Source organism: Vibrio marinisediminis, from assembly GCF_014050145.1.
GTDB lineage: Bacteria > Pseudomonadota > Gammaproteobacteria > Enterobacterales > Vibrionaceae > Vibrio > Vibrio marinisediminis.
Genome location: NZ_JACFYF010000003.1, coordinates 202,456 through 220,229 on the forward strand (window position 1 = coordinate 202,456; position 17,774 = coordinate 220,229).

The window sequence follows — 17,774 nt, forward strand, 5'->3', positions numbered from 1 at the left end:
AACACTATAGCTACAGTCTAAGAACTGTAGTACCCTACCTTTAATTACAATTAGTTATCGCGAGGCTGACACCTTGAGTGACATGGCAAAAAATTTAATTCTGTGGCTTGTTATCGCTGTAGTGTTGATGTCGGTTTTCCAGAGCTTTGGGCCTAGTGAAAATAGCGGCAGAGCGGTTGATTACACTACATTCGTACAGGAAGTTGGCCAAGGCCAGATTCAGGAAGCAACTTTTAAAGATGGCGAGATTTCTTTCGTTCGTCGTGGCGGCGGTACTAAATATGTTACCTACATGCCAGTTTACGATCAGAAGCTTCTTGATGACCTAATCAATCAAAATGTGAAAGTACAAGGCACTCCACCAGAAGAGCAAAGCCTACTAGGTACTATCTTCATCTCTTGGTTCCCAATGATCTTACTGATTGGTGTATGGATTTTCTTCATGCGTCAAATGCAGGGCGGTGGCGGCAAAGGCGCTATGTCCTTCGGTAAGAGCAAAGCTCGAATGATGAGCGAAGAGCAGATCAAAACACTGTTTTCTGATGTTGCAGGTTGTGATGAAGCAAAAGAAGACGTGAAAGAACTGGTGGATTACCTACGTGATCCAAGCCGATTCCAAAAACTAGGTGGTAAAATTCCAACTGGTATTTTGTTGGTCGGTCCTCCTGGTACAGGTAAAACTTTGTTAGCAAAAGCGATTGCTGGTGAAGCTAAAGTACCGTTCTTTACTATTTCAGGTTCTGACTTCGTTGAAATGTTTGTCGGTGTGGGTGCATCTCGTGTGCGTGACATGTTTGAACAAGCGAAGAAAGCCGCGCCTTGTATCATCTTTATCGATGAAATCGATGCTGTGGGTCGTCAACGTGGCGCTGGTGTTGGTGGTGGTCACGATGAACGTGAACAAACACTGAACCAAATGCTAGTTGAGATGGATGGTTTTGAAGGTAACGAAGGTATCATCGTTATCGCTGCAACCAACCGTCCTGACGTACTTGACCCAGCACTACTTCGTCCTGGTCGTTTTGACCGTCAAGTGGTCGTTGGTTTACCAGACGTTCGTGGTCGTGAGCAGATTCTTAAAGTACACATGCGTAAAGTACCACTTGGTGATGGTGTTGAACCGTCGCTGATTGCTCGTGGTACACCAGGCTTCTCTGGTGCAGATCTTGCTAACCTAGTTAACGAAGCAGCATTGTTTGCGGCGCGCGGTAACAAGCGCAATGTATCAATGGTTGAATTTGAACTGGCGAAAGACAAGATCATGATGGGTGCTGAGCGCCGCTCAATGGTTCTTTCTGAAGAAACTAAAGAGTCGACGGCTTATCACGAAGCAGGTCACGCGATTGTTGGTCGTTTAGTTCCTGAGCATGATCCAGTGTACAAAGTGTCTATCATTCCTCGTGGTCGCGCGTTGGGTGTAACTATGTACCTACCAGAGCAAGACCGTGTGAGCATGACTCGCCAACATCTAGAGTCTATGATCTCTAGCTTGTACGGTGGTCGTTTGGCTGAAGAAATTATCTACGGCGCAAACAATGTATCAACGGGTGCTTCAAACGATATTGAACGTGCAACTGATATCGCGCGTAAGATGGTGACACAATGGGGTTTCTCTGAAAAATTGGGTCCACTATTGTACGCAGAAGATGAAGGCGAAGTGTTCTTGGGTCGTAGCGTAACGCAAACGAAACACGTTTCTGATGACACGGCTAAGCTGATTGATGATGAAGTTCGTATTCTTATCGACCGCAACTATGATCGTGCGCGTAAAATCCTAGAAGAAAACATGGATATTATGCATGCGATGAAAGACGCGCTGGTGAAGTATGAAACTATTGATGCTGGTCAAATCGATGATTTAATGGAACGTAGAGCAGAGATTCGCGAACCAGCAGGCTGGGGTGATAGCCCAAGCAATAAATCTGACGATAAACCATCAGAGAAACCTCAAGCGAAACCAGAAGCGCAAGAGAAGCAAGATGAGCCAGTTGAACCAACTGAGCAATCGCCTTCTCAAGAAAGCACTTCTACTGAAGCGGCAGAGAAAAAAGACTCTGAATAATTGAGTATGAAACAATAAACCCCGGGGAAACCCGGGGTTTTTCTATTTATGATGAAAATTAAAGCCAATAATAAAATCCTCGATCTTTCTCAGCCACAAGTGATGGGGATTCTCAACGTAACGCCTGATTCATTCTCAGACGGTGGCAAGTACAGCACACTTGATAATGCACTGCTTCAAGCTGAGAAAATGATTGCGGCGGGAGTGACCATTATTGATATTGGTGGCGAGTCGACTAGACCTGGGGCGCCTGATGTGTCATTGCAAGATGAGCTCGCACGGGTGATTCCGGTTATCAAAGCGATTCGTCAGCAGCATGATGTCTGGATCTCTATTGATACTAGTAAAGCTGAAGTGATGCGACAAGCTATCGCAGCCGGTGCTGATTTGATCAATGATGTGCGTTCTCTGCGAGAGCCGGGTGCATTAGAAGTGGCTGCCGAAGCCGGTTTACCTATTTGTTTGATGCATATGCAAGGTCAGCCTCGTACCATGCAATCAGCCCCTCACTACGATGATTTGATGCAGGAGGTGGGTGAGTTCCTACAAGAGCGCATTGCGGCTTGTGAAGCGGCTGGTATCCAGCGTGAGCAACTCATCTTAGATCCGGGTTTTGGCTTTGGTAAAACCTTAGAGCATAATTACCACATGCTGGCGAACTTCGAAGCTTTCCATCAATTTGGCTTACCTGTGCTCGCAGGGATGTCCCGAAAATCGATGTTGTTTAAACTATTGGATAAAACGCCAGCTGAATGTGTTGCAGCCAGTGTAAGTTGCGCTACCATAGCCGCCATGAAAGGCGCGCAGATTATTCGAGTGCACGATTTTGAACAAACGCTTGATGCAATCAAGGTGGTGATCGCCACCTTGGACAATCAATAAATAAAAATAAAGGAAATATCATGTCTGACAAAAGACGTTATTTTGGTACCGACGGAGTTCGTGGCAAAGTTGGACAGTACCCTATTACTCCAGATTTCGTACTAAAACTTGGCTGGGCTGCAGGTCGAGTATTGGCAAAGCAAGGCACCAAAAAAGTCATCATCGGTAAAGATACTCGTATTTCAGGCTACATGTTGGAATCGGCATTAGAAGCTGGTTTAGCGGCGGCTGGTTTGAAAGCGACCTTTACCGGTCCTATGCCAACCCCAGCGGTTGCTTATTTAACCCAAACCTTCCGTGCGGAAGCGGGCATTGTGATTTCGGCATCACACAACCCTTATTACGACAATGGCATCAAGTTCTTTTCATCTGAAGGTACTAAACTGCCAGATGATGTTGAGTTGGCAATTGAAGCAGAGCTGGATAAAGACATCGAATGCGTTGAGTCAGCCTTGTTAGGTAAAGCAACTCGCTTAACAGATGCGGCAGGTCGTTATATTGAATTTTGTAAGAGCACATTCCCTTCAGAGCTTAGCCTAGCAGGTTTAAAAATCGTGGTTGATTGCGCTCATGGTGCGACTTACCACATTGCCCCAGCAGTATTTTCAGAGCTTGGTGCAGAAGTGGTGGCTATGGGTGTTGAGCCAAATGGTATCAATATCAATGACGAAGTGGGTGCAACGGATGTACGTGCACTACAAAAGCGCGTTGTCGCTGAAAGTGCTCATCTAGGTTTGGCTTTTGATGGTGATGGTGACCGTATTATTATGGTTGATCACCTAGGAAACAAAGTGGATGGCGACCAAATTGCTTACATCATTGCTCGTGATGCACTACGCCGTGGCGAGTTAAAAGGTGGTGTCGTTGGTACCTTAATGACCAACCTTGGCATGGAGAACGGTCTTAAACAGTTGGGAATTCCATTTCTACGCGCAGCAGTCGGTGACCGCTACGTGATGGAAAAACTGATGGAGAAGGGCTGGAAGATTGGTGCAGAGAACTCTGGTCATGTTATTTTGCTCGATAAGGTGACAACGGGTGATGCCATTGTTGCTGCGCTGCAAGTCCTAGCTTCGGTTGTCGGCAGTGATCTATCACTAAATGAGTTGTCTCAAGGCATGACCTTGTACCCGCAGGTACTAGAAAACGTACGTTTTAGTGGTGACTCAAACCCATTGGAAGCGGAAGCAGTAAAACAGTCAGTTATCGATGTTGAAACCGCTTTAGGCGACAAAGGGCGAGTACTGCTGCGTAAATCAGGTACCGAGCCATTGATCCGTGTTATGGTCGAAGGTGAGGATGCGGAATTGGTACAAAGCTCAGCACTTAAAATTGCCGACGCAGTGAAGGCCAGTTTTTAGAACACTAACCTCAATAACGATAAGGGGAATATTAAGCCCCTTATCTGTTTATTGATGGAAGAAATTCCATATTGCCCTTTTTTTGACCGTTTGAATCTCAAGTTGTGCTTTTTTGGTAATTTTCTCTTGTCAGCGTTGGTCTGTTTCGCTAGTATTGCTCCGCCTTCATAAAGGAGGTCGCTAGCCTTGTTCTGGAATTAAATTTCGAGCGGCGCTGGCCTAACAATTTGGAACATAGGTGGACAACATGTTTTCAGTTCTACTTGTGATTTACCTGTTGGCAGCGGTTGGTGTAATCGGCCTCGTGTTGATTCAACAAGGTAAAGGCGCAGATATGGGAGCCTCATTCGGTGCAGGCGCATCAAACACAGTGTTTGGCGCAAGCGGCTCAGGTAATTTTTTAACCCGAATGACTGCAGTTTTTGCAACAGTATTTTTTGTCATCAGCCTAGTGCTAGGTAACATGTCAACTCATAAAACTGAATCTCAGTGGGTTGACCCGACTCAAGGTCAAGTTATTGAGCAAGTTGCTGATGATGTAGCGAGTGATGTTCCAGCTCCTTTGAGCGAAGAAATCCCGCAATAAGCGATTACGCTGCCGAGATGGTGAAATTGGTAGACACGCTAGCATGAGGTGCTAGTGCCTATGGTGTGAGGGTTCGAGTCCCTCTCTCGGCACCATTGATTTACAAACTTGTAAAACCTCTTATTGAGCGTATAATGCTCAGCAAGTCGGACGCGGGGTGGAGCAGCTTGGTAGCTCGTCGGGCTCATAACCCGAAGGTCGTCGGTTCAAATCCGGCCCCCGCAACCAATCCTTCTGGATAGGTCAAGTTTGCGCAAAGCGATTTACTTTTGTTTTGCGAGTTAAACAGCTACTGTTTAACGCATCAGGGTCCAGCAATAAAAAACCCCGACTTTTTCGGGGTTTTTTATTATCTAAATTTTCGTAACAGAATTTTTAGATCTTGCTTGGAATTTAAATTGGGCTCTATGCCCTTTTTTTGTTTCTGGAGTGGTTCAAATGACTGGTTTAGAAAGACAACTTACTGAAATGCTTGACGCTCCAGTAGGAGCATTAGGCTACGAGTTAGTAGGATTAGAATTTATTCGTGCAGGTGAGCACTCAACACTTCGTATCTACATTGATCATGAAAATGGTATTAATGTGGACGCTTGTGCAGAAGTTAGCCATCAAGTAAGCGCTGTACTAGATGTAGAGGATCCTATTTCAGTAGCGTATAACCTTGAGGTTTCATCTCCTGGTCTAGAAAGACCACTATTTAAAGCTGCGCACTACGAGCAATTTATTGGTCACGAGGTGAGCATCGTTTTGAAGATGGCTGTAGGTAATCGTCGTAAATGGAAAGGTACTATCCAATCTATCGATGGTGAAACCGTCTCTGTTACTGTTGAAGGTAACGAAGAGCAGTTTGCGTTAAGCAACATTTCCAAAGCTAACCTGATCCCTAAATTTTAGGTCCCTAAAAATTAAAGCTTAGAGGCTAATTAAAATGAGTAAAGAAATTTTAGCGGTAGCAGAGGCAGTATCAAACGAGAAAGGTGTTCCTCGTGAGCGTATTTTCGAAGCACTAGAAATCGCTCTGGCTACTTCTACTAAGAAAAAACGCGAAATCGAAATCGACGTTCGTGTTGCTATTGACCGCAAAACTGGCGAATTTGAAACTTTCCGTCGTTGGTTAGTTGTTGAAGAAGTTGAATTCCCAACAAAAGAGATCTCTTTTGAAGCAGCAAGTTATGATGACGAAACTGTTCAATTGGGCGATTATGTTGAAGATGAAATCGAGTCAGTAACATTTGACCGCATTACAACTCAAACAGCGAAACAAGTTATCGTACAAAAAGTACGTGAAGCTGAACGTGCACAAATCGTTGAACAGTTCATGGACAACGAAGGCGAGCTAGTGACTGGTGTGGTTAAGAAAGTTAACCGTGAAACTATCGTACTGGATCTAGGTAACAACGCAGAAGCGGTAATCCTACGTGATGACCAACTTCCACGTGAAAACTTCCGCCCAGGTGACCGTGTTCGTGGTCTACTTTACAAAGTAGCGCCAGAAGCTCGTGGCTTCCAGCTGTTTATTACACGTTCTAAGCCAGAAATGCTGGCTGAACTGTTCCGCGTAGAAGTGCCAGAAATCGCTGAAGAAATCATCGAATTGAAAGGCGCGGCTCGTGATCCAGGTTCACGTGCGAAAATTGCAGTAAAAACCAATGACCGTCGTATCGACCCAGTTGGTGCGTGTGTTGGTATGCGTGGTGCGCGTGTACAAGCAGTATCTGGCGAACTTGGCGGTGAGCGTATTGATATCGTTCTTTGGGACGATAACCCAGCGCAATTCGTTATCAACGCAATGGCTCCTGCTGATGTAGCATCAATCATCGTTGATGAAGATGCACACGCAATGGACATCGCTGTTGAAGCTGATAATCTAGCGCAAGCAATTGGCCGTAACGGTCAAAACGTACGTTTAGCATCTCAACTAACTGGTTGGGAACTGAACGTAATGACGGTTGAAGATCTACAGAAGAAACACGCTGAAGAATCTCAAGCGTCACTAGAAAACTTCATGAAGTATCTAGATATTGAAGAAGACTTTGCACAACTACTTGTTGAAGAAGGTTTCTCTACTCTAGAAGAAATCGCTTATGTACCTGTAGGTGAGCTTCTAGAAATCGACGGTCTTAACGAAGAGATCATCGAAGAATTGCGCAGCCGAGCGAAAGAAGCACTAACTACGCTTGCTCTTGCGCAAGAAGAGTCGTTTGACGGTTTGGAACCTGCAGATGACTTACTAGCCCTTGAAGGTCTAGAACGTGAAATGGCATTCAAACTGGCAGCTAAAGGTGTCGCTACACTAGAAGACCTAGCTGACCAGGGTATCGATGACTTAGAAGGTATCGAAGGACTAACGGACGAGCGAGCAGGTGAGCTTATTATGGCTGCGCGTAACATTTGTTGGTTCGGAGAAGAAGAATAACTCAGCAAGGAGGAAGCGGAATGACACAACTTACAGTAGAAACTCTGGGTGAAGAGATTGGTACGCCAGTTGACCGCTTGATTGAACAACTTGCTGATGCTGGAATTAATAAGTCAGGAAGCGATGCAATTTCAGAAGACGAGAAGCAACAACTTCTAAGTCATCTTAAAAAGGAACACGGCGATTCATCGGGCGATTCAGCGCCTACTCGTTTAACGTTGCAACGTAAAACGCGTAGCACACTGAGTGTGAACGCTGGCGGCGGTAAGAGTAAAGATGTTCAAGTCGAAGTGCGCAAAAAGCGCACTTACGTAAAACGCAGCTCTATTGAAGATCAAGCGAATCTTGAAGCTGAAGAAGCAGCGAAGAAAGAAGCGGAAGAGCTAGCGAAGCGTGAGGCTGAGGAACTAGCACAACGCGAAGCTGCAGAGAAAGCACAACGCGAGGCCGAAGAGAAAGCGAAGCGAGAAGCGGATGCAAAACGCGACGCTGAAGAGAAGGCCCAACGCGTACAAGCTGATAAGGCTAAGAAAGACATGAATGCAAAAAATGCGGATGTGAATACGCAAGCTAAAAAAGAAGCTGACGAACTAAAACGTCGTCAGGAAGAAGAAGCTCAACGTAAAGCTGAAGAAGAAGCTGCAAAGCTTGTTGAAGAAGCGCGTAAACTTGCTGAAGAAAACAGCGAGCGTTGGACTGAAGAAGAAAAGAAAAAGAAAGAGTTAGAGAATTCTGACTACCACGTAACGACTTCTACTTACGCTCGTGAAGCGGAAGACGCTGCCGACCTTAAAGAAGAAGGCGCTGGTACTACTCGTCGTCGTAAACAGAAAAAAATGTCTACGAAGAGCGATTCACAAGAGCGCGGCGGACGTAATGCTCGCGGTGGTCGTGGTCGTGGTAAAATGGCGAAACCTAGCTCAATGCAGCAAGCGTTTGACAAGACTGCTTCTGTTGCAAAATCGGATGTTGTGATTGGTGAAACAATCGTACTGTCTGAACTTGCAAACAAGATGTCTGTTAAAGCGACTGAAGTTATTAAAGTGATGATGAAGATGGGCGCCATGGCGACTATCAACCAAGTCATTGACCAAGAAACTGCAGCACTAGTTGCTGAAGAAATGGGTCACAAGGTTATTCTTCGTAAAGAGAATGAACTTGAAGAAGCGGTACTAAACGATCGTGATAACAACGCTGAAGCCGTACCTCGTGCTCCAGTAGTTACTATCATGGGTCACGTTGACCACGGTAAAACGTCAACACTTGACTACATTCGTCGTACTCACGTTGCATCAGGCGAAGCGGGCGGTATCACACAGCACATTGGTGCATACCACGTTGAAACTGAAAACGGTATGATCACTTTCCTTGATACTCCTGGACACGCAGCGTTTACTGCTATGCGTGCTCGTGGTGCTCAAGCGACAGATATCGTTGTTCTTGTTGTTGCAGCTGACGATGGCGTAATGCCACAAACAGTAGAAGCAATCCAGCACGCGAAAGCGGCGGGTGTACCTCTGATTGTTGCTGTGAACAAGATCGATAAAGAAGGCGCAAACCCAGATAACGTTAAGAATGAGCTAGCTCAGTACGATGTTATTCCTGAGGAATGGGGCGGTGAGAACATGTTCGTTCACATCTCTGCAAAAGAAGGTACCAACATTGATGGTCTTCTAGAAGCGATCCTTCTTCAATCTGAAGTACTAGAACTGACTGCTGTTGCTGAAGGCATGGCATCAGGTGTGGTTGTTGAATCTCGCCTAGATAAAGGTCGTGGTCCAGTTGCTACTGTTCTTGTACAGTCTGGTACGCTAAACAAAGGCGACATCGTTCTTTGTGGTCAAGAGTACGGTCGTGTACGTGCAATGCGTGATGAGCTAGGTAAAGAAATTACTCAAGCTGGTCCGTCTATTCCTGTAGAGATCCTAGGTCTTTCAGGTGTGCCGTCATCAGGTGACGAAGCTACAGTTGTTCGTGACGAGCGTAAAGCACGTGAAGTTGCAAACTACCGCGCTGGTAAGTTCCGCGAAGTGAAACTTGCTCGTCAGCAGAAATCTAAACTAGAAAACATGTTCGCGAACATGGCTGCTGGTGAAGTTGCTGAGCTAAATGTAGTACTGAAAGCTGACGTACAAGGTTCTGTAGAAGCAATTGCTGACTCTCTACTGAAACTGTCAACTGACGAAGTGAAAGTAAACATCGTAGGTTCTGGTGTTGGTGGTATTACTGAAACTGATGCTGTTCTAGCTGAAGCTTCAAACGCTATCATCCTAGGCTTCAACGTTCGTGCTGATGCGTCTGCGCGTCGTGCAATTGAAACTGCAAGCGTTGACCTACGTTATTACTCAATCATTTACCAATTGATTGACGAAGTTAAACAAGCAATGAGCGGTATGCTTGCTCCAGAATTCAAGCAAGAGATCATTGGTCTTGCTGAAGTTCGTGACGTATTTAAGTCACCTAAACTGGGCGCAATTGCTGGTTGTATGGTTACTGAAGGTCTGATTAAGCGTAACAACCCAATCCGCGTACTGCGTGAGAACGTTGTTATCTACGAAGGTGAACTAGAGTCACTACGTCGCTTTAAAGATGACGTTCAAGAAGTTAAAAATGGTTACGAGTGTGGTATCGGCGTTAAGAACTACAACGATGTTCGCGTAGGCGACCAAATCGAAGTATTCGAAATCATCGAAATCAAACGTACACTAGATTAATAGACTAAAATTACTTAATACCCTGAAAGGTAATTAGTAATTGGTTGTTGAATACACCATGGGGGGCTGGGATAACCATCCCCCCATTCTTTCTATTTAAGAGAAATATTATGGCAAGAGAATTTAGCCGCACGCAGCGTGTTTCACAGCAGCTGCAAAAAGAACTCGCGATGATCATTCAACGTGAAGTGCGTGACTCACGTTTAGGTATGGTTACCATTTCAGACGTTGAAGTATCACGTGACCTTGCTTACGCAAAAGTATTCGTTACTTTCCTATGTGTTGGTGAACAAACTCCAGAAAGCTGTCTAGCGGCACTGAAAGAGCACGAAGTGCCGATTCGCATGATGCTAGGTAAGCGTATTCGTCATCGCTTAACGCCAGAAGTTCGTTTTACTTACGACAACACTCTTGTTGAAGGTATGCGTATGTCTAGCTTAGTAAGTGACGTGTTGAACGAAGATAAGCGTAAGCAGAAAGAAGCAGGTCGCGAGGACGAAGAGTAATGGCTCGTCGTCGCAAAGGTCGTCCAATTGATGGTGTTATCCTGCTGGATAAGCCAACTGGTATTTCGTCTAATGATGCGCTGCAAAAAGTAAAACGTATCTATTTTGCGGAAAAAGCCGGTCATACTGGCGCTCTAGATCCTTTAGCAACAGGCATGCTGCCAATTTGCTTGGGTGAAGCGACCAAGTTTTCTCAGTTTCTTCTTGATTCGGATAAGCGCTACCGTGTGATCGCCAAACTTGGCGAGCGCACTAACACCTCTGACTCTGATGGTGAAGTGGTTGAAACGCGTCCTGTCGATGTTGATTTGACCAAGCTTGAAGCTTGCATTGATACATTCCGTGGCGTATCTGATCAAGTACCTTCAATGTTCTCAGCGCTAAAATACCAAGGTAAGCCTTTGTATGAATACGCACGAGCAGGTATTGAAGTTCCTCGTGAATCGCGCAAGATCACCGTGTACGAAATTGTGCTTCACCGCTTTGAAGGCGATGAAGTGGAGATGGAAGTACACTGCTCGAAAGGCACCTATATTCGTACTATCGTTGATGACTTAGGTGAATTACTTGGCTGTGGCGCTCATGTGACGATGCTTCGTCGCACTGCGGTTGCTAAGTATCCGTATGAGAAAATGGTGACACTTGAGCAGTTAAACGAATTGCTTGAGCAAGCACATCGTGAAGAGATTGCTCCTCGCGAATTGCTTGATCCGTTGCTAATGCCAATGGATAGCGCTGTGGAAGACCTACCAGAAGTGAATATGAATGCAGAGTTGACCGATTTGGTTCAACATGGCATGCCAGTTCAAGTCTCTGGTGCCCCTGCAGAAGGAACAGTACGCATGACCAGCGGAGTTGAGAGACTCTTTATTGGCGTCGCACAAATCGACGACAATGGCCGTGTAGCGCCGAAACGTCTAGTGGTGTTTCGCGAACCAGAACTCTCTAATGCTTAAGTTAGGTTGAGAAACTGTGAAAACAAAAAAACCTGCTCATTGAGCAGGTTTTTTTATATTTCAGGAATTACTTTGCAGGCTTAAGACCAGCATTGATATCCAAGATATCTTGTTCGCTCAACGTACCCACCGCTTGGCGCAGGTTCAGTACGCTTAGGATATAGTTGTAGCGAGCGTTAGATAGGTTTTTGTTTGCATCGTAGAGACGGCGTGTTGAGTCTAATACATCAACAATGGTACGAGTACCTACATCAAAGCCCGCTTCGGTTGCTTCAAGTGCAGATTGAGCTGACACTACAGTTTGCTCATAAGCACGTAATGCGCCAATAGAAGCGCTGATGTCGTTGTTAGAAGCTCGCACATCTTTTACGACACTACGGTAAGTTTCTTCAAGATCTTGGCTTGCAGCAACATAACCGAACTCGGCTTGTTTGGTTGCAGAAGTGACCGAGCCACCTGTGTATAGCGGCACATCAAGTTGGATACCGAGGTTTAGATTGTCAACTTCTTGATTGCCATTTAAATCTGTATCTGTATCAGAGAGGTTGTAACCACCTTTTAGGTTCAGCGTAGGTAGGTGACCAGAACTTGCATTTGAGATGTTATCTTTAGCGATGTCTTGTGCGATACGAGCAGAAAGAAGTTTTAAGTTTTTCTGTTGAGCTTCTGAAAGCATGCTGTCGATCGTTGCTGCGGTTTTACTTGCAGAGAAACGAGCAGTATCCAGAACGTCTAGGTTGGCGTGCTCTTGACCTGTGATTTCGCGTAGACCTTCATAGCTATTGACTAGGCTATTTTGTGCTAATACTTCATCCGCCAATACCGCATCGTACTGCGCTTGTGCATCATGTACGTCAGTAATTGCTGATAGACCCACTTCAAAACGCTGCTTTGTTTGCTCTAGTTGGCGACCAACTGCTGCTTTCTCTGCTTGAACAAAGACTAGGTTATCTTGTGCACGTAATACTTCAAAGTAAGCTTGAGATACACGTAGGATCAGACCTTGTTGCTCTGCTGCATAGGCAGCATCGGCTTGACGTGCGCCTTTTTCAGCAGTATCAAGCGTGATCCAGCTAGAACGGTTGTAAAGTTCTTGCGTGAAGTTAATGCCTGCTTTCCAGCCGTCACTGTCGTTATCTACATTATTTACTTCACCACGGTTAACATCGTAACCTGCAGTAAGAGCAATTTGCGGTAGTAGGGATGCTCGAGATGAGTTAATCGCTTCAAAGGCTTGATCACGAGTTGCTGCTGCGCTCAATAGCTTTGGATCATTATCTTTTGCTTGATTGTAGATATCTGCCAGCGTATCAGCCCACGCGGAAGTACTAAGGCTACCAAGCGCCGCACTGATAAATAGTGGAAGCAGTTTTTTCATGGGTTCGATTCCTGCTAAATTAAAATATGAGTTCTGTTGTTCAAGAGTTTAACTTAAATTGACGCTAATTCACTCTAAACTTTGCAATCTTTTACACTTAATTGTCCGGTTGTGCAATAAAAGTGTCGGTAATTTAAATTTTTTTAGAAAATTTATACAAAAAGTTGAGCTTCGTCGATGGAACAACTCAAACTCTCTGCGTAAACTATAAGGTTCATTGACAGAGGTGCCAAATGCAACAGTCAAATAAGGATTCATCCCTATTTACCACAGAAGATGTCGAAATAATCTCAAAAGAGACTCTATTTCAAGGGTATTTCAAAATGGTGAAATATCGCTTTAAGCATAGGTTGTTTGAAGGTGGATGGAGTCAAGTTATTGAAAGAGAGATGTTTGATCGTGGTCATGCCGCTGCGCTTTTGCCTTATGATCCTGTTACCGACCAAGTCGTTCTGGTTGAGCAGATCAGAGTAGGGGCATTGGAACATGCACAGCCATGGCAGTTAGAGATTGTTGCTGGGATTATTGATAGCAACGAAACCGCAGAAGAAGTTGCGCGTCGAGAATCAGTTGAAGAGGCTGGTATTGATATTGGTCGCTTATCAAAAGTAACCTCATATTACCCATCTTCTGGGGGCTGTTCTGAACGGTTGGACGTGTTTGTGGGTGAAGTCGATGCTTCAACCGCGCATGGCGTTCATGGTTTAGACTATGAAGGTGAAGATATTCGAGTTCATGTTGTACCTCGTGAGCAAGCTTATTTGTGGGTGCAAAATGGGCGTTTTGAAAATGGTGCCTCAATTATTGCGTTACAATGGTTGGAGCTCAACTATCAGCGTTTACGAGTAAAATGGGAAAAGTAGCCGTTAGAAAACCGTATCATGTTGACTTAGCTGAATTGATGCGGGTTTATGAGACAAATTACGCTAAATTAAATGCGCTGTTGCCTACGCAACCAAGTGTAGATGATGTACGTTGTTATCAAGCATCCAGTATGTCGTACCAAATACGAGTGGCTGAAGTCACAAAGTACACAACTTTGGTCGATATTTGTCAAAGCGATGACGTACCAATATTTCCATTACCGAAAATGTCTGTCAGGCTTTATCACGATGCCAGAGTGGCTGAAGTGTGTAGCAGTGAAGATTTAAGTCGAGTAAAGGCTCGATATGATTACCCGAATGACAAAATGGTTCAAAAAGACGAAAAAGCACAATTGAACCGTTTTCTAGGTGACTGGCTGTCGTTTTGTTTAAAATACGGAATTAGCCGAACGCCTTTGAATATCTAGGTTAAAATTTTGAAAGTAACGTCAAACACAACAGTGAAAGACACAATAAAACTACTGCAAATTACCGATACTCATCTGTTTGAAGCGGAAGACGGGAGCTTGCTCAGCGTTTGTACTAGCGACAGCTTTAATGCTGTTGTGGATGCTGTTATGCAAGAAAGTTTCCAGTTTGAAGCTATTTTGGCAACAGGGGATATATCGCAAGATCACAGCGATGCTTCTTATCAAAAATTTGCCCAAGGCATACAGTCATTGATACAGCCATGTTATTGGTTGCCTGGCAATCATGACTACAAGCCGAGTATGAATTCTGTTCTGCCATCAGAACAGATAGTTCAAGCTGAACACGTATTACTGGGTGAACATTGGCAAATGGTACTGCTTGATTCTCAAGTTGAAGGCGTGCCTCATGGTCGTTTAAGCCCACAACAATTGGATCTGCTTGACAGTAAATTACGCCAATACCCGGAGCGATATACACTTGTATTGCTACATCACCATCCTTTGTTAGTGGGTAGTGCTTGGCTCGATCAACATACGCTAAAAGATTCTGAACAATTTTGGCAAATTGTAGAGCAACATTCGAATGTACGCGCTATCTTATGTGGGCATGTTCATCAAGATATGCAAAAAGAACGCAGCGGTGCAACAGTCATTGCTACACCATCAACGTGTGTTCAGTTTAAACCAAACAGTGATGATTTCGCGCTTGATACCTGTGCACCAGGTTGGCGAGAATTAGAGCTTCATTCCGATGGTCGTTTCGAAACACGAGTTAAGCGCTTAGAAGAAGGGGTTTTTGCTCCGAATTTTGATTCCAACGGCTATTAAGATTGTTACAACGGGGCTTAATGATTGTATCTGCCATTATTAAGCCTGATAGCCACAGAGTAGAGATATGAAACCCTCCTTATTGCTATATATCCATGGTTTTAACAGTTCCCCTTTGTCGCATAAAGCCAATGTGATGAAAGAGTACTGTGCGCAACATCGCCCCGATATTAAAGTGGTAGTCCCTCAGCTTCCTTGTTTTCCACAACAGGCGTCTAAGTTATTACTCGATTTAGTCAACCAGTATAAGGATGATTATCAAATTGGCTTGGTAGGAAGCTCATTGGGTGGCTATATGTCGACCTGGCTTAATGCTCAATTTGGCTTTAAAGCGGTGCTTGTTAACCCAGCGGTTAAACCCTACGAGTTGTTACTTGATTACTTAGGTGAACAAGAAAACCCGTATACTCATGAACGCTATATTCTTGAAGCCCATCATGTTGATGAGTTAAGAGCGTTAGATGTACCGCAGTTACTCAATCCAATCGATTTTTGGCTGCTGCAACAAACGGAAGATGAAGTTTTAGATTATCGCCAAGCGGTGGCAAAGTTTGCATTGGCAAAACAAACCGTAGAACAAGGTGGTGATCACAGTTTTGTCGACTTCGAACGCTACCCAAAACAGATCGTCGAGTTTTTATCCTTATAGCTCGAAAAGTGATTTCTTCTTATCGGCGAGTTGCTCAAAAAATTGCCGTTCATTGAGGGAAGAGTCATAAATTTACTCGTTACTTACGTATCTCGCTTGACATAAACAAGTCTCTTCCAGACTATGTTGACCCTGTACTATTGTAGTTGTAAGACGCTTAGATAATCAGCGATTGAGTGAAGTTTTTTCCTCGACCATCCTTGCATATTAAGCGCTCTACCTAGTAACCAATTCAATTTCTATAACGAATTTCCGTATTATGACTGAACAATATAATGCTGGAGCCATTGAGGTTCTTAATGGCTTGGAGCCAGTACGTCGCCGACCAGGGATGTATACGGATACAGCGCGTCCAAACCATTTGGGCCAAGAAGTCATCGATAACAGTGTCGATGAAGCGCTCGCCGGACATGCCTCTAAGGTACAAGTGATTCTGCATGCAGACCAATCTTTAGAAGTTATTGATGATGGTCGAGGCATGCCTGTTGATATTCACCCTGAAGAAAAAATCTCAGGTGTGGAACTGATTTTTTGTAAGCTGCATGCCGGTGGCAAATTTTCTAATAAAAACTACCAGTTCTCAGGTGGCTTGCACGGCGTGGGCATCTCAGTAGTTAACGCCCTTTCAAAACGCGTTGAAGTGACTGTGCGTCGTGATGGCCAAATCTATGAAATGGCCTTTGAGCACGGTAACAAAGTTGAAGAACTGACTGTTACAGGTACCTGTGGTCGCCGCAATAAAGGCACCAGCGTTCACTTTTGGCCTGACACTAGCTACTTTGATTCACCGAATTTCTCTGTTACGCGACTGGTCAACAACCTGCGCGCGAAAGCGGTACTGTGTCCGGGCTTAGAAATTACCTTTACCGATAAAGTAAACAATCAAGATCATCGTTGGTTTTATGAAGATGGCTTAACTGATTACTTAGCGGAAGGGGTGAAAGGTTACCCAGTTTTACCTGAAGCGCCGTTTACCGGTGAGTTTTCTGCTGAAACAGAAGCGGCGAATTGGGCGGTTATTTGGCAGCCTGAAGGCGGTGAGATGATCACCGAGAGTTACGTTAACTTGATCCCAACCGCTCAAGGCGGTACGCATGTGAATGGTCTTCGTCAGGGCTTGTTAGACGCCATGCGAGAATTTTGTGAGTTCCGCAACTTACTACCTCGCGGCGTGAAGCTAACCGGTGATGATGTCTTTGACCGCTGTTCATACGTACTATCAGTCAAGATGCAAGATCCTCAGTTTGCAGGTCAAACCAAAGAGCGCCTTTCATCTCGTCAAACCGCGGCATTTGTTTCGGGTGTGGTGAAAGATGTCTTTAGCTTATGGCTAAATGAAAAACCACAACTAGCAGAACAATTAGCAGAAGTCTGTATTGCTAATGCTCACCGCCGTATGCGCGCGAGCAAAAAAGTGGTGCGTAAAAAAGTAGCCTCAGGCCCTGCGCTACCGGGGAAACTCACTGACTGCTCGGTACAAGATTTAAACCGCACTGAAATCTTCTTTGTCGAAGGGGACTCAGCAGGCGGTTCGGCTAAGCAAGCGCGTGATCGTGAATTCCAAGCAGTGATGCCACTGCGTGGTAAGATCTTGAACACTTGGGAAGTCGCCGCCGATCAAGTGCTGGCATCGCAAGAAGTTCACGATATTTCGGTTGCCTTGGGTATTGACCCTGACAGCGATGACCTAGAAGGTTTGCGTTACGGTAAAATCTGTATCCTTGCCGATGCGGACTCGGATGGTCTTCACATTGCCACGCTACTGTGTGCGCTATTCACCCGCCATTTCCGCACCTTGGTTGAAGCTGGGCATATTTATGTCGCGATGCCACCTCTGTATCGTATCGACTGTGGCAAAGAAGTGTTCTATGCCCTTGATGACGACGAAAAAGAGGGTGTACTAGAGCGCCTATCGAAGAAAAAAGCCAAAATCAACGTGCAGCGATTCAAAGGTCTGGGTGAGATGAACCCACTGCAGCTACGCGAAACAACGATGGATCCTAATACCCGTCGCTTGGTTCAGCTAACGATTGATGACAACGAAGCCACCATGGAAATGATGGATATGTTGCTGGGTAAGAAGCGTTCAGACGATCGTCGCGCATGGTTACAAAGCAACGGCGATATGGCAGAGGTTTAACG

The 17,774-nt window shown here is 45.0% G+C and carries 15 protein-coding genes and 2 tRNA genes; 16 read left to right on the top strand and 1 reads right to left on the bottom strand.

Translation table 11 applies throughout. The features are described from left to right. The first annotated feature begins 82 nt into the window (after positions 1-82). The 11 genes from ftsH (at position 83) to truB (ending at position 11,483) form a co-directional block, all read left to right on the top strand. Positions 83-2,062 (top strand): ATP-dependent zinc metalloprotease FtsH, encoded by a 1,980-nt coding sequence (gene ftsH, locus H2O73_RS07700; RefSeq protein ID WP_182108265.1) that lies wholly within the window; start codon positions 83-85, stop codon positions 2,060-2,062. Positions 2,063-2,113: 51 nt separating this feature from the next. Continuing rightward, positions 2,114-2,944, top strand: coding sequence for a dihydropteroate synthase (gene folP / locus H2O73_RS07705; protein WP_182108394.1), 831 nt, complete (start codon positions 2,114-2,116; stop codon positions 2,942-2,944). A 20-nt stretch (positions 2,945-2,964) separates the two neighbouring features. Further along, a complete protein-coding gene (gene glmM / locus H2O73_RS07710) occupies positions 2,965-4,305 on the top strand; it encodes a phosphoglucosamine mutase (protein WP_182108267.1) in 1,341 nt (446 codons plus the stop codon). A 247-nt stretch (positions 4,306-4,552) separates the two neighbouring features. After that, positions 4,553-4,891 (top strand): preprotein translocase subunit SecG, encoded by a 339-nt coding sequence (gene secG / locus H2O73_RS07715; protein WP_182108269.1) that lies wholly within the window; start codon positions 4,553-4,555, stop codon positions 4,889-4,891. Positions 4,892-4,902: 11 nt separating this feature from the next. Further along, positions 4,903-4,986, top strand: a tRNA-Leu gene (locus tag H2O73_RS07720). A gap of 56 nt (positions 4,987-5,042) precedes the next feature. Then, a tRNA-Met gene (locus H2O73_RS07725) sits at positions 5,043-5,119 on the top strand. Positions 5,120-5,329: 210 nt separating this feature from the next. Next, positions 5,330-5,785: a ribosome maturation factor RimP gene (gene rimP / locus H2O73_RS07730; RefSeq protein ID WP_182108270.1), complete on the top strand. Its 456-nt coding sequence runs from the start codon at positions 5,330-5,332 to the stop codon at positions 5,783-5,785. Between the two features lie 34 nt (positions 5,786-5,819). Continuing rightward, complete coding sequence (nusA, locus tag H2O73_RS07735; RefSeq protein WP_182108271.1) at positions 5,820-7,307, top strand: transcription termination factor NusA; 1,488 nt, start codon at positions 5,820-5,822, stop codon at positions 7,305-7,307. Positions 7,308-7,327: 20 nt separating this feature from the next. Beyond that, positions 7,328-10,021: a translation initiation factor IF-2 gene (gene infB / locus H2O73_RS07740; RefSeq protein ID WP_182108272.1), complete on the top strand. Its 2,694-nt coding sequence runs from the start codon at positions 7,328-7,330 to the stop codon at positions 10,019-10,021. A gap of 110 nt (positions 10,022-10,131) precedes the next feature. Then, positions 10,132-10,527: a 30S ribosome-binding factor RbfA gene (gene rbfA, locus H2O73_RS07745; protein ID WP_182108273.1), complete on the top strand. Its 396-nt coding sequence runs from the start codon at positions 10,132-10,134 to the stop codon at positions 10,525-10,527. Continuing rightward, positions 10,527-11,483: a tRNA pseudouridine(55) synthase TruB gene (gene truB, locus H2O73_RS07750; protein WP_182108274.1), complete on the top strand. Its 957-nt coding sequence runs from the start codon at positions 10,527-10,529 to the stop codon at positions 11,481-11,483. Before rbfA ends, truB begins: the two co-directional genes overlap by 1 nt. A 67-nt stretch (positions 11,484-11,550) precedes the next feature. On the opposite strand, the gene tolC is transcribed toward truB, so the two are convergent. After that, positions 11,551-12,861 carry an outer membrane channel protein TolC gene (tolC, locus tag H2O73_RS07755; protein ID WP_182108275.1) on the bottom strand — a complete coding sequence of 437 codons (1,311 nt, stop codon included), beginning with the start codon at positions 12,859-12,861 and terminating at the stop codon, positions 11,551-11,553. A 233-nt stretch (positions 12,862-13,094) separates the two neighbouring features. Between tolC and nudF the strand changes: the two genes are divergently transcribed. The 5 genes from nudF (at position 13,095) to parE (ending at position 17,772) form a co-directional block, all read left to right on the top strand. Further along, positions 13,095-13,724 (top strand): ADP-ribose diphosphatase, encoded by a 630-nt coding sequence (nudF, locus tag H2O73_RS07760; RefSeq protein WP_182108276.1) that lies wholly within the window; start codon positions 13,095-13,097, stop codon positions 13,722-13,724. Further along, positions 13,712-14,152 (top strand): DUF1249 family protein, encoded by a 441-nt coding sequence (locus H2O73_RS07765; RefSeq protein WP_182108277.1) that lies wholly within the window; start codon positions 13,712-13,714, stop codon positions 14,150-14,152. Before nudF ends, H2O73_RS07765 begins: the two co-directional genes overlap by 13 nt. A 9-nt stretch (positions 14,153-14,161) precedes the next feature. After that, a complete protein-coding gene (gene cpdA / locus H2O73_RS07770; RefSeq protein WP_182108278.1) occupies positions 14,162-14,983 on the top strand; it encodes a 3',5'-cyclic-AMP phosphodiesterase in 822 nt (273 codons plus the stop codon). A gap of 67 nt (positions 14,984-15,050) precedes the next feature. Then, on the top strand, positions 15,051-15,632 hold the full coding sequence (gene yqiA / locus H2O73_RS07775) for an esterase YqiA (protein ID WP_182108279.1): 582 nt from the start codon (positions 15,051-15,053) through the stop codon (positions 15,630-15,632). Between the two features lie 259 nt (positions 15,633-15,891). After that, positions 15,892-17,772 (top strand): DNA topoisomerase IV subunit B, encoded by a 1,881-nt coding sequence (gene parE / locus H2O73_RS07780; protein ID WP_182108280.1) that lies wholly within the window; start codon positions 15,892-15,894, stop codon positions 17,770-17,772. Positions 17,773-17,774 lie beyond the last annotated feature (2 nt).